This window comes from Nonomuraea sp. NPDC049637, assembly GCF_040675235.1.
GTDB lineage: Bacteria > Actinomycetota > Actinomycetes > Streptosporangiales > Streptosporangiaceae > Nonomuraea.
Genome location: NZ_JBFAOM010000066.1, coordinates 18938 through 40516, shown reverse-complemented (window position 1 = coordinate 40516; position 21579 = coordinate 18938). Strand labels below are relative to the sequence as shown.

At 72.2% G+C, this 21579-nt stretch carries 23 protein-coding genes and 1 tRNA gene; 13 read left to right on the top strand and 11 right to left on the bottom strand.

Annotation, left to right across the window (positions count from 1 at the left end):
* The 4 genes from AB0J71_RS45975 to AB0J71_RS45960 all read left to right on the top strand — a co-directional run.
* A partial coding sequence (locus AB0J71_RS45975; protein ID WP_364420505.1) for a biotin/lipoyl-containing protein occupies positions 1-272 on the top strand: 272 nt, incomplete at its 5' end.
* 59 nt (positions 273-331) lie between these two features.
* Entirely contained in the window at positions 332-1708 is a 1377-nt protein-coding gene (locus AB0J71_RS45970; RefSeq protein WP_364420503.1) for an L-serine ammonia-lyase, read from the top strand.
* Between the two features lie 49 nt (positions 1709-1757).
* Positions 1758-2018, top strand: coding sequence for a type II toxin-antitoxin system prevent-host-death family antitoxin (locus tag AB0J71_RS45965; RefSeq protein ID WP_352329707.1), 261 nt, complete (start codon positions 1758-1760; stop codon positions 2016-2018).
* Positions 2015-2272, top strand: a complete 258-nt coding sequence (locus AB0J71_RS45960) for a Txe/YoeB family addiction module toxin (protein WP_352329705.1) — start codon at positions 2015-2017, stop codon at positions 2270-2272. The genes AB0J71_RS45965 and AB0J71_RS45960 overlap by 4 nt, the downstream gene beginning before the upstream one ends.
* A 372-nt stretch (positions 2273-2644) precedes the next feature.
* On the opposite strand, the gene AB0J71_RS45955 is transcribed toward AB0J71_RS45960, so the two are convergent.
* Entirely contained in the window at positions 2645-3157 is a 513-nt protein-coding gene (locus AB0J71_RS45955; protein ID WP_352329704.1) for a hypothetical protein, read from the bottom strand.
* Positions 3157-3738, bottom strand: coding sequence for a DUF6286 domain-containing protein (locus AB0J71_RS45950; protein ID WP_352329702.1), 582 nt, complete (start codon positions 3736-3738; stop codon positions 3157-3159). Before AB0J71_RS45950 ends, AB0J71_RS45955 begins: the two co-directional genes overlap by 1 nt.
* 185 nt (positions 3739-3923) lie before the next feature.
* Between AB0J71_RS45950 and AB0J71_RS45945 the strand changes: the two genes are divergently transcribed.
* Positions 3924-5117 (top strand): amino acid deaminase/aldolase, encoded by a 1194-nt coding sequence (locus tag AB0J71_RS45945; protein WP_364420501.1) that lies wholly within the window; start codon positions 3924-3926, stop codon positions 5115-5117.
* A gap of 19 nt (positions 5118-5136) precedes the next feature.
* Here AB0J71_RS45945 and AB0J71_RS45940 read toward each other — a convergent pair whose 3' ends face one another.
* Positions 5137-5469, bottom strand: coding sequence for a DUF3618 domain-containing protein (locus tag AB0J71_RS45940; protein WP_189648887.1), 333 nt, complete (start codon positions 5467-5469; stop codon positions 5137-5139).
* 151 nt (positions 5470-5620) lie between these two features.
* Here AB0J71_RS45940 and bcp point away from each other — a divergent pair, with 151 nt between their 5' ends.
* From bcp to AB0J71_RS45910, 6 genes are all read left to right on the top strand, one after another.
* Entirely contained in the window at positions 5621-6094 is a 474-nt protein-coding gene (gene bcp / locus AB0J71_RS45935) for a thioredoxin-dependent thiol peroxidase (RefSeq protein ID WP_352329699.1), read from the top strand.
* Between the two features lie 103 nt (positions 6095-6197).
* Positions 6198-6280 (top strand) — tRNA-Leu (locus AB0J71_RS45930).
* 243 nt (positions 6281-6523) lie between these two features.
* Entirely contained in the window at positions 6524-7693 is a 1170-nt protein-coding gene (locus tag AB0J71_RS45925) for a sensor histidine kinase (protein ID WP_352326176.1), read from the top strand.
* Positions 7693-8343: a response regulator transcription factor gene (locus AB0J71_RS45920; protein WP_352326178.1), complete on the top strand. Its 651-nt coding sequence runs from the start codon at positions 7693-7695 to the stop codon at positions 8341-8343. Before AB0J71_RS45925 ends, AB0J71_RS45920 begins: the two co-directional genes overlap by 1 nt.
* Positions 8344-8450: 107 nt before the next feature.
* Entirely contained in the window at positions 8451-9203 is a 753-nt protein-coding gene (locus AB0J71_RS45915; RefSeq protein ID WP_364420499.1) for an ABC transporter ATP-binding protein, read from the top strand.
* Position 9204: 1 nt separating this feature from the next.
* The gene (locus AB0J71_RS45910) at positions 9205-11694 is read left to right on the top strand and encodes an FtsX-like permease family protein (RefSeq protein WP_364420496.1); all 2490 of its coding nucleotides are present in this window, start codon (positions 9205-9207) and stop codon (positions 11692-11694) included.
* A gap of 205 nt (positions 11695-11899) precedes the next feature.
* Here AB0J71_RS45910 and AB0J71_RS45905 read toward each other — a convergent pair whose 3' ends face one another.
* The 5 genes from AB0J71_RS45905 to rph form a co-directional block, all read right to left on the bottom strand.
* Positions 11900-12169, bottom strand: coding sequence for a hypothetical protein (locus AB0J71_RS45905; protein WP_352326181.1), 270 nt, complete (start codon positions 12167-12169; stop codon positions 11900-11902).
* The gene (locus AB0J71_RS45900) at positions 12166-14112 is read right to left on the bottom strand and encodes a toxin glutamine deamidase domain-containing protein (RefSeq protein WP_364420494.1); all 1947 of its coding nucleotides are present in this window, start codon (positions 14110-14112) and stop codon (positions 12166-12168) included. The genes AB0J71_RS45905 and AB0J71_RS45900 overlap by 4 nt, the downstream gene beginning before the upstream one ends.
* Positions 14113-14231: 119 nt before the next feature.
* Positions 14232-15944, bottom strand: a complete 1713-nt coding sequence (locus AB0J71_RS45895) for a molybdopterin-dependent oxidoreductase (RefSeq protein ID WP_364420492.1) — start codon at positions 15942-15944, stop codon at positions 14232-14234.
* A gap of 46 nt (positions 15945-15990) precedes the next feature.
* Positions 15991-16581, bottom strand: a complete 591-nt coding sequence (rdgB, locus tag AB0J71_RS45890; protein ID WP_352326185.1) for an RdgB/HAM1 family non-canonical purine NTP pyrophosphatase — start codon at positions 16579-16581, stop codon at positions 15991-15993.
* Positions 16578-17297, bottom strand: a complete 720-nt coding sequence (rph, locus tag AB0J71_RS45885; RefSeq protein WP_352326186.1) for a ribonuclease PH — start codon at positions 17295-17297, stop codon at positions 16578-16580. The genes rdgB and rph overlap by 4 nt, the downstream gene beginning before the upstream one ends.
* A gap of 53 nt (positions 17298-17350) precedes the next feature.
* On the opposite strand from rph, the gene AB0J71_RS45880 reads away from it, so the two are divergent.
* A complete protein-coding gene (locus AB0J71_RS45880) occupies positions 17351-18604 on the top strand; it encodes an MFS transporter (RefSeq protein ID WP_364420490.1) in 1254 nt (417 codons plus the stop codon).
* Here the strand turns inward: AB0J71_RS45880 and AB0J71_RS45875 are convergent.
* The 3 genes from AB0J71_RS45875 to AB0J71_RS45865 form a co-directional block, all read right to left on the bottom strand.
* Positions 18589-19341 (bottom strand): MBL fold metallo-hydrolase, encoded by a 753-nt coding sequence (locus tag AB0J71_RS45875; protein ID WP_352326189.1) that lies wholly within the window; start codon positions 19339-19341, stop codon positions 18589-18591. The two genes, AB0J71_RS45880 and AB0J71_RS45875, sit on opposite strands and share 16 nt — an antisense overlap.
* Positions 19338-20162 (bottom strand): glutamate racemase, encoded by an 825-nt coding sequence (gene murI / locus AB0J71_RS45870; RefSeq protein WP_352326190.1) that lies wholly within the window; start codon positions 20160-20162, stop codon positions 19338-19340. Before murI ends, AB0J71_RS45875 begins: the two co-directional genes overlap by 4 nt.
* A gap of 85 nt (positions 20163-20247) precedes the next feature.
* On the bottom strand, positions 20248-21039 hold the full coding sequence (locus tag AB0J71_RS45865) for a thioesterase family protein (protein WP_352326191.1): 792 nt from the start codon (positions 21037-21039) through the stop codon (positions 20248-20250).
* A 136-nt stretch (positions 21040-21175) separates the two neighbouring features.
* Here AB0J71_RS45865 and AB0J71_RS45860 point away from each other — a divergent pair, with 136 nt between their 5' ends.
* Positions 21176-21502 (top strand): hypothetical protein, encoded by a 327-nt coding sequence (locus tag AB0J71_RS45860; RefSeq protein ID WP_352326193.1) that lies wholly within the window; start codon positions 21176-21178, stop codon positions 21500-21502.
* The last annotated feature ends 77 nt before the right edge of the window (positions 21503-21579 follow it).

Here is a 21579-nt window from a genome sequence, read left to right as displayed (position 1 = left end):
ACGTCGTCTTCGTGCAGCTCCCCGAGGTCGGTTCGACCGTCGAGGCGGGTGACTCGGTCGGCGAGGTGGAGTCCACCAAGTCGGTGAGCGAGATCTACGCGCCCGTCGGCGGCGAGATCGTCGAGGTGAACTCGGCCGTGGCCGACGACCCGTCGCTGGCCAACAGCGACCCGTACGGCGACGGCTGGATGTTCCGCGTCCGCATGGAGGGCGACGCGGAGGACCTGCTGTCCGCCGAGGAGTACACGGCGCTCACCTCAGGCGAGTCCTGACACCAACGCCGGGGCCCGCGGCGGGCCCCGGCACTTCCTGAACTGAAGGGCGCCCATCAATGGCGATCAGCGTCTTCGACCTCTTCAAGATCGGCATCGGACCGTCCAGCTCCCACACGGGCGGCCCGATGGCCGCCGCGCACAAGTTCGCCCGCGGGCTGCACGACGACGGCCTGCTCCCCCGCGTGGCCCGCGTCGAGGTCATCCTGTACGGCTCGCTCGGCCTGACCGGCAAGGGCCACGGCAGCGACAAGGCGGTGCTGCTCGGCCTGTCCGGTGAGAAGCCGGAGCTGGTCGACGTCGACTCCGTCGACGCCCGCCTGGCCGAGATGCGCGCCTCGGGCACGGTCAAGCTCTACGGCGAGCACGAGATCCCCTTCGTCGTGGGCCATGACCTCGTCTTCGAACGCAAGATCTCCCTGCCCGAGCACCCCAACGGCATGCGCTTCACCGCCCGCGACGAGCAGGGCGGGACCGTGCGGGAGAAGGTCTACTTCTCCGTCGGCGGCGGCTTCGTCGTGGACGAGAAGGCCACCGGCGCCGACCGCATCAAGCCCGACGACACCGTCCTGCCCTACCCGTTCGCCTCGGGCGAGGAGCTGCTCAAGCACTGCTCGAACACCGGCCTGTCGATCTCCGCCCTGATGCTGGAGAACGAGAAGGCGTTCGGGCGCACCGAGGAGGAGATCCGCGCGGGCATCCTCAACCTGTGGCGCGTGATGTCGGAGTGCGTGCGGCGCGGCATCACCAAGGAGGGCGTGCTGCCCGGCGGCCTGAAGGTCAAGCGCCGGGCCAACCAGCTCCACCGGCGGCTGCAGGCCGAGTCGGCCGAGAAGGACCCGCTGCAGGCGATGGACTGGGTGGCGCTGTTCGCCCTGGCCGTCAACGAGGAGAACGCCGCCGGCGGCCGCATCGTCACCGCCCCCACCAACGGCGCCGCGGGCATCATCCCGGCCGTGCTGACGTACTACACCAAGTTCGTCCCGAGCGCCGACGACGACGGCGTGGTGCGTTTCCTGCTCACGGCGGCCGCGATCGGCGTGCTGTTCAAGGAGAACGCCTCGATCTCCGGCGCCGAGGTCGGCTGCCAGGGCGAGGTGGGCTCGGCCTGCTCGATGGCCTCGGCCGGGCTGACCGAGGTCATGGGCGGCACCCCCGAGCAGGTGGAGAACGCCGCCGAGATCGGCATCGAGCACAACCTGGGGCTGACCTGCGACCCGATCGGCGGCCTGGTGCAGATCCCGTGCATCGAGCGCAACGCGGTGGCCTCCAACAAGGCCATCACCGCCGCCAGGATCGCCCTGCGCGGCGACGGCCGCCACTACGTGGCTCTGGACAAGGCCATCAAGACCATGCGCGACACCGGCCGCGACATGCTCGACAAGTACAAGGAGACCTCCCGCGGCGGCCTGGCCGTCAACGTCATCGAGTGCTGACTCCCCTCCGAGTGGTACCGTGAAGTGGTACCACTCGGAGGAGGCGATCATGTCCATCACCGCCAGCGAAGCTCGCCGTCGTCTGTTCCCCCTCATCGAAGAGGTCAACAACGACCGCACCGCCGTGGAGATCGTCTCCAAGAGCGGCAGCGCCTACCTGGTGGCCGCAGAGGAGTACGAAGCACTGCAGGAGACGGCCTACCTGCTACGTTCCCCGGCCAACGCCCGCCGGCTGATCGAGTCCTATCAGGAAGCGGTCCAAGGGCGTCATGAGCGGCACGAGTTGCTGGGCGACGAGGCTGCTCGGTGAAGGTGGCGTTCACCAGCCAAGGCTGGGAGGACTACGTCCATTGGCAGACGGCTGACCGGCAGGTGCTCAAGCGCATCAACCGGCTCGTCGAGGATGTCCTGCGCGATCCCTACGAGGGCATCGGCAAGCCCGAGCCGCTCAAGTACGCGTTGGCGGGCGCCTGGTCCCGGCGCATCACCGACGAGCATCGCCTGGTGTACCTGGTCGCACACGACGAGATCGTCGTGTTGCAGGCTCGCTACCACTACGAGTAGACCCGCCCGGCCCCTCCGCAGGAGAGGGCCGGGGAGCCAGGTGTCAGGCGGACGAGCGGCAGATGACCGTGGTGGTGTGGCTGTTCACGCAGATCAGGCCGACCGCGGGGCTGAGGGCCTGGGCCAGCAGGCCGGGCAGGTGGTCCCCCACGCACCCCATCTGGCCGTCTTCCCCGATCTTGCAGGGGATCAGCGGGAAGCCGTCGCCCGTCGCCGCGTGGGCGGCGGGCGCGGCGAGGGCGAGGGCGAGGGCGAGGGTTGCGGCGGCGAACGCGCCGATGATGCGGTGAATGACGACCTCCCGATCGGATTCGACGACGAAGGCGCCGAGTCGCGCCTTCTTCCTTCAGCTACGAGCAGCCGGTTGACGGGTCAGCGGCGCTCGGCCGGTTGGCGGCGGACGTGGACGCGGACGACCGCCGGCGTCTCGTCGTCGCGTACCTCGCGGCGGATGCGGCCGACGATGTCCTGGTCCAGCTTGGTCACCACGGCGCCGACGTCCGCGTCGGAGGGGCAGGTCAGGGCGACGCGCAGGCCGTTGTCGGCGACCCGTACGGCTGCCCGGCCCAGGCCGTCCACGCCCTTGAGGCCCACGCACAGCATGGCCGTGCCGGTGCCGCTGGCCGCGCCCCGGCGGCCCCAGCCCAGGCTCAGCAGCAGCCAGCGCACGGCGAGCATGGCCAGGATCAGCATGGCGAAGGCCAGCAGCCACAACGTCCAGGGGTCGGCGGCCAGCGTGCGGGCGAACTCGGCGGGCAGCACCTTGGCGTTGCGCGGCAGGTCGAAGAGCAGGCCCCGGCCGCGCAGCCAGCCGTAGCCGCCCACGCCCAGCAGGGCGAGCCCGACCAGCGCCAGGCCGACGCGGTTGCCCGTGTACTGCCGCATCACACGCCCTTCCTGCGCAGCCGGACGACGACCTCGCCGGTGCCGAGCGTGCCGACGCCGGCCAGCCGGTCGCCGACCGCCGTGCCGACCTGCCGGAGCATCGCGCCCGAGCTCTCCGGCCCGGTCACGACGGTGACCTCGATGGTGCGCCGGCGCAGCCGTACCCGGGCCCGGTCCACGCCGTTGACCTTCTGGGCGGCCGCGCGCAGGGTGCGGCGCAGCCCGGCGCGGGTGATGCCGATGACGATCAGCGGGTCGGACGTCTCGACCGGGACCGTCCTGGACCGTCCCGGCACGATCGCGAGCAGCAGCATCAGCAGCCCGGCCGCGGCGGTGAGCAGCGCGGCCGAGGAGACCTGCGGCCACGTCCGCGCGCCGGCCAGCTCGACCGCCTCGTTCACCGGGACCCAGCCCAGCGGCTTGCCGAGCAGCGACGTCACCACCTCGGCGGTCGTCGCGCCGAGCATGGCGGCCAGCACGAGCGCGACGAGGGCGCCGGGCAGCGTGCGCGCCGGTCTGAGCGCCCTTCTCGCCCTGCGCAGCCCGGTGTGGTGCTGGGCGGTGATGGCTGCGGGCACCATCTGCTGAAGCGTGGTCATCACAACGACAGACGTACATGGGTGCGCGGGGACCGCGACCGCGCCCTCGCCGCCCATTTGCCCGATCATTACGGCCGCACCAAGGAAAGCGAACCTCTCCCGCGCTCCACCAATGAATATGAACCCCACTCATATTCATTCGCCCGATATGCCGTTACCCTGCTGACATGGATGACCGCCGGCGCTACGACCGCGCCACCGCCGCGCTCGAACCGCCCTTCGCGATCCTCGACCTGGCGGCCATGCGGGCCAACGCGGCCGACCTGGTACGCCGCGCCGCCGGCAAGCCGATCCGGGTGGCGAGCAAGTCCGTGCGCAGCCGCGCGGTCCTCGAACGCATCCTGGCCATGGACGGCTTCCGCGGCATCATGGCCTTCACCCTCCCCGAGGCCCTGTGGCTGGCCGGTCAGGGCTTCACCGACATCCTGGTCGCCTACCCCACGGCCGACCGGCACGCGCTCGCCGCCCTGGCCGCCGACCCGCGGGCCGCCGCCGAGATCGCGATCACCGTCGACTCCCGCGAGCAGCTCGACTTCGTCGACAAGGCCGTGTCGGGCGTGCATCCCAGGGCCGAGCTGCGGCTCTCCCTCGACCTGGACGCCGGCTACGTCGCCCTCGGCGGCAAGTTCCGGGCCGGCGCGCTCCGCTCCCCCGTGCGCGAGCCCCACGAGGCCGCCGACCTGGCCACGGCCATCGCCAAGCGGCCGGGGCTGCGCCTGGTGGGGCTCATGGCCTACGAGGCGCAGATCGCCGGGGTCGGCGACGCCCCGCCGGGCAACGCCGCCTTCGCCCGCGTCGTCCGGGTCATGCAGGCCCGTTCGGCCCGCGAGCTGGTCGTCCGCCGCGGCCGCGTCGTGAACGCCGTGCGCCAGGTCGCCGACCTGGAGTTCGTCAACGGCGGCGGCACCGGCTCGATCGAGACGACGGTCAGGGAGAAGGCGATCACGGAGGTCGCCGCCGGATCGGGCTTCTTCCACCCGCGGCTGTTCGACTTCTACCGGCGTTTCACCGGGCGTCCGGCGGCCCTGTTCGCGCTGCCGGTCGTCCGGCGTCCCGGGCCGGACACGGTGACGGTGCTGGGCGGCGGCTACCTCGCCTCCGGCCCTCCCGGGCCGAGCCGGCTGCCGCAGCCGTACCTGCCCGCCGGCCTGCGGTACGCGCAGGACGAGGGCGCCGGCGAGGTGCAGACCCCGCTGCTGGGCCAGGCGGCCCAGGAGCTGCGGGTCGGGGACCGGGTGTGGTTCAGGCACGCCAAGGCGGGCGAGATGTGCGAGCGCTTCGACACCCTCCACCTCGTGGACGGCGACACCCTCGCCGAGTCGGTGCCGACGTACCGGGGCGAGGGCCGCACGTTCCTGTGACCCCGGCCCCGGCACCCGGTCAGCGCCGGCGGCGCCTGCGCCGGAACAGCACGATCGCGGCGCCGACGACCAGCACCGCGCCGACGCCGATGAGCACCGGCGCCAGGTTGGGCTGCTCGTCCTCCCACACCCCTTCGGGCTTGTCGCCGTAGTCGACCGGGCGGGCGGTCACCCCGAGGGCGTCCCCCACGGACGCCACGAAGTGGCCCGCCCGGCTCTTGACATCGGCGACCGTACGCTCGGCGACCCGCTTGGGGCTCACCCGGTCGGCGATGGCGTCGACCGTCTGCGCCAACTCCGCGCGCGTGCGCGCGATCCGCCGCTCCAACTCGTCGGGATCGGTGTCAGCCATGGCTCTCCTTTCGACCGTACGCGTGGTCGCGCCCGCTACGTTGTCCGTCGCGAGCTCCGTCCGTTCTGGTCGTGATCAGTCTGTCAGGTCGGCGTGCCGTACGGCACAGCGGCCGGGCCGGTAGGTTTGCCGGAGGAACTCAGGAGGGCCCATGACAGAGACCAAGCTCGCGCCCGGCGACGCCGCGCCCGAGTTCACGCTACCCACCGCCGACGGCGGCACCGTCTCCCTCGACAGCCTGCGCGGCAAGAGGGTGATCCTCTATTTCTACCCCGCCGCCATGACGCCCGGCTGCACCAAACAGGCCTGCGACTTCCGCGACAACCTCAGCCAGCTGACCGGCGAAGGTTTCGTCGTCCTCGGCGTGTCGAAGGACAAGCCGGAGAAGCTGGCCAAGTTCGTCGCCCGCGACGCCCTGACCTTCCCCTTGTTGTCGGACCCGGAGCTCGCCGTCCACCAGGCGTACGGCGCGTACGGCCCGAAGAAGCTCTACGGCAAGGAGATGATCGGCGTGATCCGCTCGACGTTCGTCATCGACGCCGACGGCAAGATCGAGCAGGCGCTCTACAACGTGAAGGCCACCGGCCACGTGGCCTCGCTCAAGAAGAAGCTCGGCCTGGTCTGACCCGGCTCGCGGGCCCCGCGTGCGAGGGGCCCGCGGTCGTCGCGGAAGGCTGCCCGGCCACGGCCGGAGCGCTAAGCTGTTCCCAGCCCGCCTCGGCGGGATCGCGGGCGTGGCGAAATGGCATACGCGGCAGGTTTAGGTCCTGTTGGTGGAGACACTGTGGGGGTTCGAGTCCCCCCGCCCGCACACGCAGCGGCTGCGCGGGGCGCGCCGTCCGGGGGGCCGGGTCGCGCGGTGCTTCCTCTTCACCGCGCGACCCGCGTCTCGATCATGATCCGCCATCACGATCTCCCTTTACTCGCCCGCGAGGGGCGCTCCCGTGTACCACCATGCCTGGTCCCCCGTAAGACCCATGTAAGACCTGGGTCGTAGGCGGACTTCCCCCTCCAGACGGACAAACTCCCGGCGTGGCGTACATATCGTGATGATGTGTTCGGCAGGGTACGGGCGTGGTCGAGGCGCCACGGCGGGCTGGTGAGCGTCCTGCGGGTCGCCCCCCTCGCCGTCTTCAGCTTGCTTCTGGCGATCCCCTACGCCTCGCTCACCCCGGCGGGGGGCAGCCGGTACCTGGGCGTGGCAGGATATGTCGCGCTCTCGGTGCTGCTGATCGCGCCGCTGCTGTGGCGGCGCAGGCCGCTGGCCGCGTACGCGGTGATCTCGCTGGCCTCCTTCGGGCAGTGGCTGGCCCACGTCGACCCGCTGCCCGCCAACCTCGCGGTCATGGTGGCGCTGTGGACGGTCGCCTCCGAGTGCGCGTTCCGCTGGGCGCTGGCCGCTGGGCTGGTGGCCGAGCTGGGGATCTTCCTGGCGCTGGTGAACTGGTCCGTCGCCACCTTCGGCATGTTCTTCAGCGGCTCGATCTTCGTCGTCACCATCTGGCTGGCCGGCCTGTACGCCAACACCCGCCGGCGCTACCTGGAAGGGCTGGAGGAACGCGCCGAGCGGGCCGAGCGCGAACGCGACCAGCAGGCCAGGATGGCCGCGGCGGCCGAGCGCACGAGGATCGCCAGGGAGCTGCACGACGTGGTGGCGCACAATGTGAGCGTGATGGTGGTGCAGGCCGACGGCGCGGGCTTCGCCCTGGACAGCGACCCCGAGCAGGCCCGGCTGGCCGTACGGAACATCTCCAAGACCGGGCGGGCGGCCCTGGCCGAGATGCGCAGGATGGTCGGCGTGCTGCGCGAGAACGAGGACGACGACACCGACTACACCCCGCAACCCGGCCTGGGCCAGCTCGAAGAGCTGGTACGCGGCGCCGGCGTGCCGGCCAGCCTGCGGATCGGCGGCGTGCCCGGCGACCTGCCCGAAGGGCAGCAGCTCGCCGTCTACCGCATCGTCCAGGAGGCGCTGACGAACGCGCTCAAGCACGGCGGCCCGCACGTCCACGCGCGGGTCGAGATCGACTACGGCGGGCCCGAGCTGGTCGTCCGGGTGACCGACGACGGCCGGGGCGCCGCCGCGCCGCGCAGCCCCGACGGGCACGGCCTGATCGGCATGCGCGAACGCGTCGGCATGTACGGCGGCGCGGTCTCGGCCGGCCCCCTGACCGGCGGCGGCTTCCAGGTGCTGGCCCGCCTCCCGACGGCCAGGGCGGCGTGATGATCAGGGTGATGCTGGTCGACGACCAGGAGCTGCTGCGGGCCGGGTTCAGGATGGTGCTCGGCGCCCAGCCCGACATCGACGTGGTGGCCGAGGCCGCCGACGGCGTCACGGCCCTGGAGCTGCTGGACCGCGTCGAGGTGGACGTCGTGCTCATGGACGTCCGCATGCCGCGCATGGACGGCGTCGAGGCGACCAGGCGCATCGACGGCCCGAAGGTGCTGATCCTGACCACGTTCGACCTCGACGAGTACGCCCTGGCCGCGATCAAGGCGGGCGCGGCCGGGTTCCTGCTGAAGGACGTGCCGCCCGCCGACCTGGTCAACGCCATCAGGCAGGTGCACGCGGGCGACGCCGTGGTCTCGCCGCGCACGCTGCGCCGGATACTGGACCGCTTCGCCGCCCAGTTGCCGGTGGAGGAGCTGCCGGCGGCGACCGAGCTGACCCCGCGCGAGCGTGAGGTGCTGCTCATGGTGGCCCGCGGCCTGTCGAACATGGAGATCGCGAACCGCCTGGAGGTCGCCGAGGCCACGGTCAAGACGCATCTGGGCCGGGTGCTGGCCAAGCTGGGGCTGCGGGACCGGGCCCAGGTGGTCGTGTACGCGTACGAGGCGGGGCTCGTCGTGCCCTCGCATCGGCCGAAAGGCTGACGGGGGTCGTCTGAGGTCCTACACGAAGTCCCTCCTCAGGGCCCACAGTTCCTGAAATTTCCACTCCTACCGTTGGTCGTGACGAAAAATCGCGACAAGGAGTGAAAGTGACCCTCACCGAGTCCTGGCGCGCGGCACCGCCCGCGGTGGTGGCCAAGGCCCTGACCAAGGTGTACGGCCAGGGCGACGCCCAGGTCCACGCCCTTCGCGGAGTGGACGTGGCCTTCGCCACCGGCGCCTTCACGGCGATCATGGGCCCTTCCGGCTCCGGGAAGTCCACGCTCATGCACTGCCTGGCCGGCCTGGACACCGCCACCTCGGGCACGGTGCACATCGGCGACGTCGAGCTGACCGGTCTGGCCGACCGGCAGCTCACGCTGCTGCGCCGGGAGCGGATCGGCTTCATCTTCCAGGCGTTCAACCTGCTGCCCACGCTGACCGCCGAGCAGAACATCAGGCTGCCCCTGGACATCGCCGCCCGGCAGGCGGAGGAGGAGCTGTTCGCCCGCGTGATCGACACCGTCGGGCTGCGGAACCGGCTCGGGCACCGGCCGGCCGAGCTGTCCGGCGGCCAGCAGCAGCGCGTGGCCGTGGCCAGGGCCCTGATCAGCAAGCCGCAGGTGATCTTCGCCGACGAGCCCACGGGCAACCTGGACTCGCGCAGCGGCTCGGAGATCCTGTCCTTCCTGCGCACCTCGGTCCGCGAGCTCGGCCAGACCATCGTCATGGTCACCCACGACCCGGTCGCGGCGGCCTACGCCGACCGGGTGGTGTTCCTGCGCGACGGCGAGCTGGTCACCGAGATCACCTCGCCGTCGCCGCAGGCCGTCCTGGACACGCTCGTGAAGCTGGAGGGCTGAGGTGCTGAAGACGGCGCTGGCCGGGCTGCGCGCGCACAAGCTCAGGCTGCTGCTCACCTCGCTGGCGATCACGCTCGGGGTGGGCTTCATCGCGGGCACGTTCGTGCTGAACGACACCATCCAGGCGGGCTTCTCCCAGCGCGTCACCGCCGCCGCCGACAAGGTGGACGTGGCCGTCCTGCCCAAGGAGCGCGACGGCGTGCTGCCGGAGAAGGCCCTGGAACAGGTGCGCGCCCTCGCCGGCGTGACCGAGGCGCAGGGCCTGATCCGCGACCCCGCGCCGCTGCTCGGCAAGGACGGCAGGGCCGTCGGCAGCAGCCCGACCACGGCCCTGTCCATCGTCCCCGGCCCGCTGGACCGCACCTCGATCGTCGCGGGCACCGGCCCGGGCACCGACGACCAGGCGGCCGTGCTGGACAAGAACACCGCGAAGTCGCAGGGCCTGCGGCTCGGCGACACGATCACCGTGCTGGACCGCAAGCAGGCCCGCCACCAGTTCCGGCTGGTCGGCCTGCTCGACCCCGGGGTGGACCAGGAGCTCTCCTTCACCGGCGCGCTCGGCTTCACCGCGGCCACCGCGCAGCGCATGACCGGCGCCAAGGGCTACCGCGAGATCGACGTCGCCGGCTCGGCCCCCGGGCTCAAGCAGGCCGTGGCCGCGGCGCTCGGTGACGGGTACGAGGTCAAGTCCGGCGCGGAGCTGGCCGACGACCTGGCGGCCTCGGCCGGGCTGTCGATGCGCACGCTGACCATCGGCCTGCTGCTGTTCGGGGCGGTGGCGATGATGGTGGCCGCGCTGGTCATCTACAACACCTTCACCATCCTGGTCGCGCAGCGCACCCGGGAGATGGCGCTGCTGCGCTGCATCGGCGCGACCCGCGGGCAGGTGTTCGGCTCGATCGTGCTGGAGTCGGTCGCGGTCGGGCTGCTCGCCTCCGCGCTCGGCCTGCTCACCGGGTACGGGCTCGCCGTGCTCGCCCTGACGCTGCTGGCCGCGTTCGACGCCCCCATGCCCACGGACGCGGCGGTCGCGCTGACGCCGGCCACCATCGGGATCGGCCTGGCCGTCGGCCTGGTGGTCACCCTGTTCGCGGCCCTGCTGCCCGCGCGGGCGGCCACCCGCGTGCCGCCGGTCGCGGCGCTGCGCGCCCAGCCGGAGGAGCAGGTCTTCCGCACCGGCCTGCTGCGCTCGGTGTTCGCGGGGCTGTTCCTGCTGGCCGGGGCGGGTCTGACCGCGTTCGGCGTGGCGGGAATGCCGGCGGGCGAGACGAGCACGCTGTTCGTCGTGATGGCCGGCGGCGCGCTGGTCTTCCTGGCCGTGCTGATCCTCGGGCCGGTGCTGGTCGGGCCGCTGAGCGCGGTGGTGGGCTGGGTCCCGGCCAAGCTGTTCGGCGTGCCCGGACGCCTGGCCCTGGACAACTCCGCCCGCAACCCCCGGCGCGCCGCGACCACCACGGTCGCGCTCACCATCGGCGTCACGCTGATGACGCTGATCTCGGTGCTCAGCGCCTCCACCAGGCTGACCGTGTGGAACAAGCTCGACGAGCAGTTCCCGGTCGACTACATGCTGGCCGGCCAGGTGCAGGACAGCGGGGTGCCCAGGTCGGTGGCCGAGAAGCTGCGCGGCCGGCCCGAGCTGGCCTCGGTCCTGCAGATCCGCGAGACCCCCGGCAAGGTGGGCGACCGGCGCTTCGACATCGGCACCTACCACGGGACCGTCACGCCGGAGGTGCTGTCCGGCTCGATGGCGGGCCTTTCGGCCGGGCAGGTCGCGCTGCTCGACTACGCGGCCTCCGCCCTGGGCGTCAAGGTCGGCGACACGGTCACGGTGAAGACCGAGCTGGCCGGGTCGGTGCCGTTGAAGGTGGTCGCCGTCCTCGCCGGGACGAACTCCACCCTGCCGCCGCTCACCGTCGCCGAGCGGCCGTTCGACACCTACTACGACCGGGTGCCCGACTCCCGCGTGATGATCAACATCCGCGACGGCGTCGCGACCGACCAGGCCCGCCAGGTGGTCAGGGCCGCGATCGCGGCCCATCCCACCGTCCAGATGGCCAGCTCGACCGAGGTGCGCGGGCAGTTCGACGAGACCCTGGACATGCTGCTCATGATCGTGACCGGGCTGCTCGGGCTGGCGATCCTGATCTCGCTGCTGGGCATCGCCAACACCCTGTCGTTGTCGGTGCACGAGCGCACCAGGGAGTCGGCGCTGCTGCGGGCGCTCGGGCTGACCCGGCCGCAGCTGCGGCGGATGCTCTCGGTCGAGGCGCTGCTGCTCGGCCTGATCGGGGCGCTGGTCGGCGTGGTGCTCGGCGCCGTGTTCGGCTGGGCCGCGGTACGGGCGATGCTGCCGGGGGCGGTCTTCTCCGCGCCGCTCGGACAGATCGCGCTGTTCGTGGTGCTCTCGGGGCTGGCGGGCGTGCTGGCCGCCGTGGTGCCGGCCCGGCGGGCGGCCAGGGCGTCGATCGTCGGCTCGCTGGCTACCGGTTAATCCCTTATAAAAGTGAATAAAAGCGAAAAATCAGGATAGAGGGTACGCGCAGGGGCTGCGCGGCCTCATGGGACGGGTGTCGTGGGGGACGCCGAGGCCGCGCGGCCACGAACGTGCCCGCAGGCCCGGCGTCCCATGGGGGCGTGCGCGACGACAGGTCGGGCGCCCTATGGGGGCGGCGCCCGGCCTGCCGTGCGTCATGCGGTCAGCGCGGGGTGCGGCCGGGCCAGAGCTCGGCGACGGTCTCCGGATCCAGCAGCGGCCGCACCACGACCTCACCGGACGACTTGTCGATCACGATGCACGCCCCGCCGATCGTGTCCGGCAGGGTGGTGGGGTCGTCGGGGTCGAGCTCCCTGATCCAGGCGACGTACCCGTCGTGGAAGCCGTACAGGCCCACCGACAGCGGCTCGTCCGGCGGGCGCGTCCCGTTGACGTACTCCTCCGCCAGCGCCCTGGCCTGGTCCATGTTCATCGCGGCCGCCCCTGCCGGTCGAGGATCATGCAGAACACCCCCGTCACCGTCGCGTACGGCGGCTCGACCGACATGTGCCCGCGCTGGGCGTCGATCCAGATCACCTCGCTGCCGGAGTTGACCGCGTTCCAGACGTGCGACCCGCCGCCCGGCCAGCGCACCACGATGACCGCGCTCGCGCCGTGCCCGGCCTCCAGCAGCCGCCGGGCGATCATCGGATAGGCGTGCCGCCCCTGGCCCGCGTACTGGAACCGCTGGCCGGTCCACCGCTCGATCCGGGCCGCTCCGCCCCTCTCGCCGGTGAGCAGCGGCCGGCCGATCCCGTCGTACTCGGGGAGCCGGGGGGCGGCGGTGGCGGGCTCGCCGTGCCAGGTGGACAACACGGCCAGGGCGCAGTCGGCGGCGTTGGAGGCCCGGAAGGGGTCGTCCGCCGGGCCGCCGCCGTTGATCAGCCGGACCCAGGTGCCGCGCGGGTCGGGGAACCGGGCGCCGGGCTCCAGCGCCTGCCTCAGCTCCCGTTCCACCTGCGGGTCGGGCTGTGCCAGCCCGCCGGGCAGCCCGTACGGCCGGCTGTCGGCCAGCCTCGGCGGCCGCCGCTCGCCCTCGAACCAGTCGACGGCGGTACGGTTCCTCGCCCGGTCGATCCGGGCCTCCAGCGGGTGGCGTCCGTCCGCGCCGCGGGCCCCGTCCCGCTCCCCGAACTCCAGCCGTCGCATCCCGCTGACCGCCGCCCCGAAACCGAGCGTCACCGCGCCCCCGGGTCTCTCCGGCCCACCGGCCGGGCCCCCCGGGAACTCCCCGGGCTCCCGCGCGTCCGGCCCGGCCCCAGGCGACCTGCCCTTGCCCGGACGGGCCTCACTCAGGCTCCCCTTGTCCGGACGGACCTCAGTCAGGCTCCCCTTGTCCGGACCGACCGCACGCAGGCTCCCCTCGTCCGAACCGGCCCCACGCAGGCTCCCCTCGTCCGAACCGGCCCCACGCAGACCCCCCTGGTCCGAACCGGCCCCACGCAGACCCCCCTGGTCCGAACCGGCCCCACGCAGGCCCCCCTGGTCCGAACCGGACGCACGCAGGCTTCCCGTGTCCGGGGCCCGGAGGGTGCTCCCGCGTGCCGGGCCCGCTTGCGGGGCGGTTCCGTTCAGGCCGATCTCGCGCGGGGCGGCCGGCGTGGGCGCGGTTCCGTGCGGATCGCGGGCCGGGTGAGCCGTCGTGCGCGAGGCCTCCCGCTCCCGGAGCTGCCAGTCGTCGGGCGCGGCAGGACGCCCCTCAGGGGGGCCGGACGTGCCGGTGTGCGCCTCCCCGGCGTTCGGCACGTCGGCGTTCGGCGCTTCTGCGGCGATCTGCCCGCCGGTCGCCGCGCCACCACCAGCGCCACCGCCACCGCCACCGCCACCGGAGCCGGAGCCGGAGCCGGAGCCGGAGCCGGAGGCGGAGCCGGGCGGCTCGGCGGGAGGCGGCGCCGGGCCGTCCGGCACGCCCGTCGGCGCCTTCCGGTCGATCGGCAGGCCGGGACGTGCGTCCTCCCGTTCGTCCGGGAGGGCGGCGGCGAGGCGGTTGACGGTGTTCAGGCTGAACGTCAGGCCGTACGGCGTGTCGGTGCGGGCCGGGGCCGGGCGGGTGGCGAGACCGGTGAGCACGTCGAGAGCGGAGGCCACACCAGCGGCGGGGGCTGCGGCGGGCTGGGGGGATGGCTGGGAAGGGGCAGGGGCCCGCGTACGGAGGCCGGGCGGCGGCGGCCCCTCGTCGCGGACGCTGGAGGCGGCGGGCGTTAAGGGGGCCGAGCCCTCACGGGAGGAGGACGCCTCGGTCGTGGCGGGCTCTTCGCCGGGGACGTCCTCGGCGGCGCGTTCGTAGTCGAGCCACCGGACCCCCTCCCCCACCACCGGGTTGTACTGCCCCTCCGGAAGGACCCCTCGGACGCTCGACTTGCGTTCGCGGACCACGTCCTGCCTCCTGTCCTGCTTGGACGACCGATCGTAGGGCCGCCGTCGCGTCCGAGAGGGGGAAGTGGGGAAGATTATCCGTCTGGGGGAACGGCTTTACCTGCGCAAACGTCCGCGAATCAGGCCACCTGGACGGTCACGGCCGGCCACCCGCTGGCGCCGTCGGGGGCGGGCGGCGCCTGCCGTTCGGTCTGGGTGCGACCCGCCGCGTCCGTGGCCCGCGCCTCGATCGTGTGCTCCCCGGGCGTGGCGTCCCAGTCGAGCGCCCACTGCCGCCAGGTGTCGGGCCCCGGCACGGCGGCCAGCCGCGCCTGCCGCCACTCGCCGCGATCGACCCGCACCTCGACGGCGTCCACGCCGGTGTGCTGGGCCCACGCCACCCCGGCGATGGTCGTGCGCCCGGCCTTCAGCGAGGCGCCGCTCTTCGGGACGTCGATGCGCGACTCGGTCTTGATCGGCCCCTTGGCGGCCCACCCGCGTGGCGTCCAGTACGCCTGGTCCCGGTCGAACCGGGTCACCTTCACGTCCACCACCCACTTGGTGGCCGACACGTACCCGTACAGGCCGGGCACGACCTGGCGTACGGGGAAACCGTGCTCGAACGGCAGCGCCTCGCCGTTCATGGCGACGGCGAAGAGGGCGTCGCGGCCGTCCATCACGACGTCCACGGGTGTGCCGCAGGTGAAGCCGTCGTCGGAGGTGGACAGCAGCATGTCGGCGCCCGGCTGGAGCCCGGCACGGCGCAGCAGGTCGGCCATGCGTACGCCCAGCCAGCGGGCGTTGCCGACGTACGGGCCGCCGACCTCGTTGGAGACGCAGGTGAGGGTGATGTCTGCCTCGGTGAGCGGCAGGTTCAGCAGCTCGGCGTAGGTGATCTCCACCGGTCTGTCCACCATGCCGTGGATACGAAGCTTCCAGGCACGCGGGTCCACCTGGGGGACGACGAGCGCCGTATCAACCCTATAGAAGTCCTGATTTTTCGTGATGAAGGAGGACAGGCCGGGGATGCGGAAGTCCGTACCGGCGGGCAGGGGCCGGGCGGGCGTCGCCGGCCTGGGCAGCGCCAGGTTCACCCGCGTCGCGGCCAGCTCCCGCCGCCCGCCGAGCTGCCGGCCCAGCGCGGCCGACGCCCCCGCCACCACGATCCCGCCCGCCACCCCGGTGATCAGCCGCCGCCGGTCGAAGCCCCGCTCCCCCGCCCCGGCCCGCATCACAGCAGGCCGCTCCACGGCCCCCGCACCATCCGGGCCGACCTCGGAGCCCGCCCCGCTGCCCCCGCCGACCTCGGACACGGCCCTCTCACCGCCGCCCCAAGGCGCCGCCTCGCCACCGGCCTCACCGGCCGCGACCGTGCCGCCGACCTCGGGACCCGCCACGGCCGTACCCTGGCCGCCGCCCGCGCGCCGGAGCAGCCACCCCAGCGCCAGCCCCCCGCACAACACCCCGGCCACCGTGGGCAGCACGTCCGCCGCCCCCGCCCCCGGTCGGGTGAGCACCGCGGCCACCCCCACCACCCCGAACAGGGCCAGCCCCGCGTACCCGTACGCGAGCCGCCGCCGCGCCAGCACCCCGATGACGGCCGCGATCCCGGCGAGCACCACGAGCACGCCCCCGACGAGGACGGTCTTGTCGTTCTCCCCGAACGTGTTGATCGCGAAGTCCTTCACCGGCGCCGGCGTCAGGTCGACGGCGGCGTCCCCCACCGCGACCACCGGGAAGGTCTCAGGACCGGCGAACCCGGCGACGAGCTGCGCGATCCCCAGCGCCAGCGCGCCCGCCGTGAGCCCCGCCAGGGCGCCGGCCCAGGCGGGCATGGTCTCGTTCTTCTGCACGGTACGACGTTACGTCGCCCGCGGTCAGCAGGTTCTTACGCGGTGGTTACGAGCCGACGATGTCGCGCACGATCGGCGCCAGCGCGCGGAAGGCGCGGCCCCGGTGGCTGATGGCGTCCTTCTCGTCGGGAGACAGCTCGGCGGTGGTGCGGTCGTGGCCGAGCGGGACCAGGATCGGGTCGTAGCCGAAGCCGTTGGTGCCCCGCGGGGTGGTGATCAGGTGGCCGGGCAGCGTGCCCTCCACCACCCGGTGCTCCCCGGACGGCAGCGCGAGCGCCGCGGCGCAGGCGAAGTGCGCCGACAGCTTCTCGGCGGGCACGTCGGAGAGCTGGGCGAGCAGCAGGTCGAGGTTGGCCTGGTCGTCGCCGTGACGGCCGGACCAGCGGGCCGAGAAGACGCCGGGCATGCCGTTGAGCACGTCGACGCAGAGCCCGGAGTCGTCGGCCACGGCCGGCAGCCCGGAGCCCTTGGCGACGGCGTGCGCCTTGAGCAGCGCGTTCTCCTCGAAGGTGACGCCGGTCTCGGCGACCTCGCCGATCTCGGGGAACTCCTCCAGGCCGACGATCTCGAACCCGGCGAGGATGCGCCGCAGCTCCGCGATCTTGCCCGGGTTGCGGGTGGCGAGCACGATCTTCATGCGCCCAGCGCCTCCTGCTGGATCAGGGTGAGCTCCTCGCACCCGGCGGCGGCCAGGTCGAGCAGCTGGTCGAGGGCCGCGCGGTCGAAGGGCACGCCCTCGGCGGTGCCCTGCACCTCGACGAAGGCGCCCTCGCCGGTCATCACGACGTTCATGTCGGTCTCGGCGGCGACGTCTTCGGTGTAGCACAGGTCGAGCATGGGGACCGAGCCGACGACCCCGACGGAGACGGCCGCGACCGAGCCGATCAGCGGGTCTCCGGGGCACATCTTGCGCGCCTTCATCCAGGCGACGGCGTCGGCGAGCGCTACATAAGCGCCGGTGATCGCGGCGGTCCTGGTACCGCCGTCGGCCTGCAGAACGTCGCAGTCGAGCACAATGGAGTTTTCGCCCAGCGCCTTGTAATCGACGCACGCGCGAAGTGATCTTCCGATCAACCGGGAAATCTCGTGCGTGCGCCCGCCGATTTTGCCGCGGACCGATTCCCGATCATTACGGGTATTGGTCGCCCGCGGCAGCATCGCGTATTCGGCCGTGACCCAGCCCTGCCCGCTGCCTCTGCGCCAGCGCGGCACGCTGTCCTGCACCGACGCCGCGCAGAGCACCCTCGTGCCGCCGAACTCGACGAGGACCGAACCCTCGGCATGCGCCAGCCACTGCCGGGTGATGGTGATGGGGCGTAGCTGGTCGGGGTTGCGGCCATCCTGTCGGGACATGCAGATCACCCTATCTCCGCGGCACGACACTCTTGACCAAATGTGTCCGACACATGGATCCTTACGCAATGACAACGGGGGTGTTGCGAAACCCTGACTTCCTCCGGTTCCTGACGTCGCACGTGGGGAACGAACTGGGAGCGAATATCTCGCGCGTGGCCCTCCCGCTGGTGGCGGTCGTCACGCTGCACGCGCAGCCGGCCCAGGTGGCTCTGCTGTCCGCGCTGCAGACCGCCGCGTTCCTCGTCCTCGGCCTGCCCGCGGGGGTGTGGGTCGACCGGATGCGCCGGCGCCGCGTGATGATGGTCACCGATCTGGCCAGGTTCGTGCTGCTGGCGAGCATTCCGCTGGCGGCGCAACTGGGCGTGCTGTCGATCGGGATGATGTTCGCGGTCGCCTTCCTGGCGGGCGCGGCGCAGGTGTTCAACGACGTCGCGGACCAGACGTACCTGCCCAGCCTGGTGAGCGCGCGGCAGCTCGGCGACGGCAACTCCAAGCTGGAGGTGGTGCGCTCCGGCGGCTTCCTGGCCGGGCCGGGCGTCGGCGGCCTGCTGGTGCAGCTCGTCGGCGCGCCGTTCACAATGCTCGCCACCGCGCTGGGCTCGCTGACGTCGGCGCTGTTCCTCAGCAGCATCAAGACCCCGGACAAGCCGCCGGCGACGGGCGAGCCCGAGCCGTTGCTGCGCGGCATCGGCGTGGGCCTGCGCTACGTGTGGCGCGACCGCCTGCTGCGCATGTTCGCCGCGTCCTCGGTGATGGCGAACCTGACGGTCGGCGCCGTGCTCGGCCTGTCGGTGTTGTTCCTGGCCGAGGAGGTGGGCCTGGCGCCGGCTCTCATCGGCGTGCTGCTCATGTCCGGCGGGTTCGGCGGCGTGGCCGCGGGCCTGCTCGGCGCGCTGCTGGCCAGGAAGGTCGGCACGGCCAGGATCACCTGGCTCTCCCTCACTGTGCCGGCGCCCTTCGCTCTGCTGCTGCCGATGACCCAGGCCGACTGGCGGGTGGCGTTCTTCGCCGTCACCTCGGTCGCGTTGTCGTGGAGCTCGACGCTGGGCACGGTCGGCCAGGTCACCTACCGGCAGACGACGGTTCCCGAGCAGCTGCTGGGCCGGGTCAACGCCTCGTTCCGGTCGTTGACGTGGGCCTCGGTCCCGCTGGGCGCGCTGCTCGGCGGGATCGTCGCCCAGCAGTTCGGCGTGCGGACGGCCTTGTGGGTGTTCATGATCGGCCGGGTCGTGTCGTTCGTGCCGCTGCTGTTCTCGCCGCTGCCCCGATTACGCGACTTCGACGACGCTCAGGCCAGGTCGTAGACCGCGCCGCTGCGGGCCAGCTCGATCGGCCCGGCGTAGCCGCCCCTCGACGCGTCCTGCAGCACTCTGGCGTTGTCGTTCCACGGCACCAGATGGGTGAGCACGAGCCTGCCCGCGTTGGCCTTGGCCGCGTGCTCGGCCGCCTGACGGCCGGTCAGGTGCAGGTCGGGCGGCAGGTCGGGCCCCTCGACGAACGAAGCCTCGCACAACAAGAGGTCGGCCCCCGCGGCCAGCTTGACCAGCTCCGCCGACTCCCCGGTGTCCCCCGAGTACGCCACGCACACGTCGTCGCTGGCCACCCGGAACCCGTACGCCTCGACCGGATGGTTGACCAGGCCGGCGGTGACGATGAACGGCCCCACCTCGAACGAGCCGGGCGACAGCGGCGTGAAGTCGAAGGCGGTCTCCAGGCCGGGCTCGTCCGGCATCCCGTACGCGGCCGCGAGCCGGGCCGGCGCCCCCTCCGGCGCGTAGACCGGCACGGGCGGGTACGGCGCGTCGGGCCCGTACGTGCGGGCCACGTGGTAACCGCAGACGTCGAGGCAGTGGTCGGCGTGCAGATGGGACAGGCAGATGGCGTCCACGTCGTAGAGGCCGATATGGCGCTGGAGCGCGCCGAGCGACCCGTTGCCGAGGTCGAGCAGCATCCTGAACCCCTCGGCCTCGACGAGGTAGCAGGACGCTGGGCTGTCGGGGCCGGGGTAGCTGCCCGAGCAGCCGACGATGGTCACCTTCATGTGGGCCTCCCGCTAAAGGTAGTACCCCCCACTGGCGCGACTTCGACCACGTCGATCTCCGGGCCCAGGAACCGCCTGCCGAGGCGGGCGAAGAGGTGGGAGTCGCCGGTGGCGCGGAAGCGGTGCCGGGGGGTGGCCTCGCCTCCCGCCGCCAGTCCGCGGTCGTGCAGGATCCGGTAGACGTCCTTGGCCGTCTCGTCGGCGCTGGAGACCAGCGTGACCCCGTCGCCGACGACGTAGGAGATCGCGCCGGTGAGCAGCGGGTAGTGGGTGCAGCCGAGGATGAGCGTGTCGCAGCCGGCCGCCCTGATCGGCTCCAGGTAGTCGCGCAGGACGTCGATGAGCTCCTTGCTCATCGTCTCCCCGCGCTCGACGTACTCCACCAGCCGGGGCGCGGCCACGCCGGTGAGCTGCACGTCGGGGGCCGCGGTGAAGGCGTCGTGGTAGGCCAGCGACGTGATGGTGGCCTGGGTGGCGATCACGCCGACCCGGCCGGTGCGGGTGGCGCGCACCGCCCGCCTGGTGGCGGGCTGGATCACCTCGACGACCGGCACGTCGTAGCGCTCGCGGGCGTCGCGCAGGACGGCGGCGCTGGCGCTGTTGCACGCGATGACGAGCATCTTGACGTCCTGCTCGACGAGGTGGTCCATCACCTCAAGGGCGTAGGCGCGCAGCTCCGCGATGGGTTTCGGCCCGTACGGCTGGCGGGCCGTGTCGGCCACGTAGGTGATCGACTCGTGGGGCAGCTGGTCGATGATCGCGCGCGCGACCGTCAGGCCGCCCACCCCGCTGTCGAAGATCCCAATACTCTCGTCCGGCACGTTCTAGAGGGTAGGCGACCTGCTCGATCAACACCGCGTAAGAATGCTCACACCTGATGAAGGCGCGACTGTCGTGTTGCTCACATCAGCCCCTGCCGACCCTGGCGAGCTGGCGCGACTGGGCCACGAGCCGGCCCGCGGAGTCCCAGACCTCGACCTCCTCGTCGAACCAGCCGTCCGAAATGAGCCGGCCGCTGCCGATCAGGGTGAGCCAGCCGGGGGCGGGCAGGGCGCGCAGGTGCCAGGTGAGCTCGACGGTGGGCGCCCAGCCGCGGGCGCCGGCGGAGAACACCACGGGCGGCAGCGCGTCCACGGCCAGGGCCAGCACGTACGGGTCGGCGTCCTGCGGCTCGGCCATCCTGAAGTACGCCCGCGACTCCGGCCTGCCCGTCGGCTCGCCGGCCAGCCAGGCGATGGTGGGCGGGTCGAAGCGCATGTCCATCTGGGCGTTGAGGGTCATGTTGTTCTCGGGCTTGGGGTCGGGCAGCTTGACGCACTCCTCGACGGACGGCATGACGACCGAGGGCGCGTCGGTGTAGACGGGGTCGGCGCCGGTCAGGGTGGCGGTGGTGATCAGGCTCTCGATCTTCGGCACGCCGTCCTGGACGAGGGTGGCCCGGGCGAACGCGGCCGTGCGGCCCGACTTCAGCGGCTCGACCCGGACCTGGGCGGGGCCGGCGACCGGTGATCTGAGGAACTGCGAGGTGGTGCTCACCGGGTGCTCGAACGGCGAGGCGTCCACGGCGGCGCGCAGGACCACGGCCATCAGGTAGCCGCCGTTGAGCGGGCCGCCGATGGAGTATCCGGGGTCGAGGCACACGTCATAGGTGGTCTCGTCGACCCTGATCGCCTGTGTGGCCTCGTCGAACTTGGTCATCCCGCCCTGCCTTCACCGTACGGAACTATATTCTAGTAGTCCCCCACTTTACGCGGGGCTGCGGCGTTCGCACCACGCCGTTCCCAGATCAGCGCGCCTACCTGCGGAAACATCATCCGGATGGGACAGTTCGATCATGGCAACTGTCACCGAACTCATCGGTCAGTCGGTGTGGGACTCCAACGGGATCTGGGTCGGTCACGTCGTCGACATCCGCGCCCACAAGCACAGGGGCGGGCTCCAGCAGAGCCAGACGGTCTACGGGCTGGTCGTCTCGGGACGGCGGGCGCCCGTCCTGCTCGGGCTCACCCGTGACCGCCAGGGCCGCTCCCCCTGGCTGTCCAAGACGCTGGCACGCACGGTGTACGCCGGGTGCACGTTCGTTCCCTGGGCCTGCGTGACGGACTGGACAGGCGGCGAAGTCCACCTCGATGTGCTGAAAAAAGAGCTGAACCGGGCCTAATCCCGACTTCAGCACATTGCAAGCGGCCATCTAGCAACATCAGCTACCTTCTCTGTGGTCAAAAGTCCACATTGTGA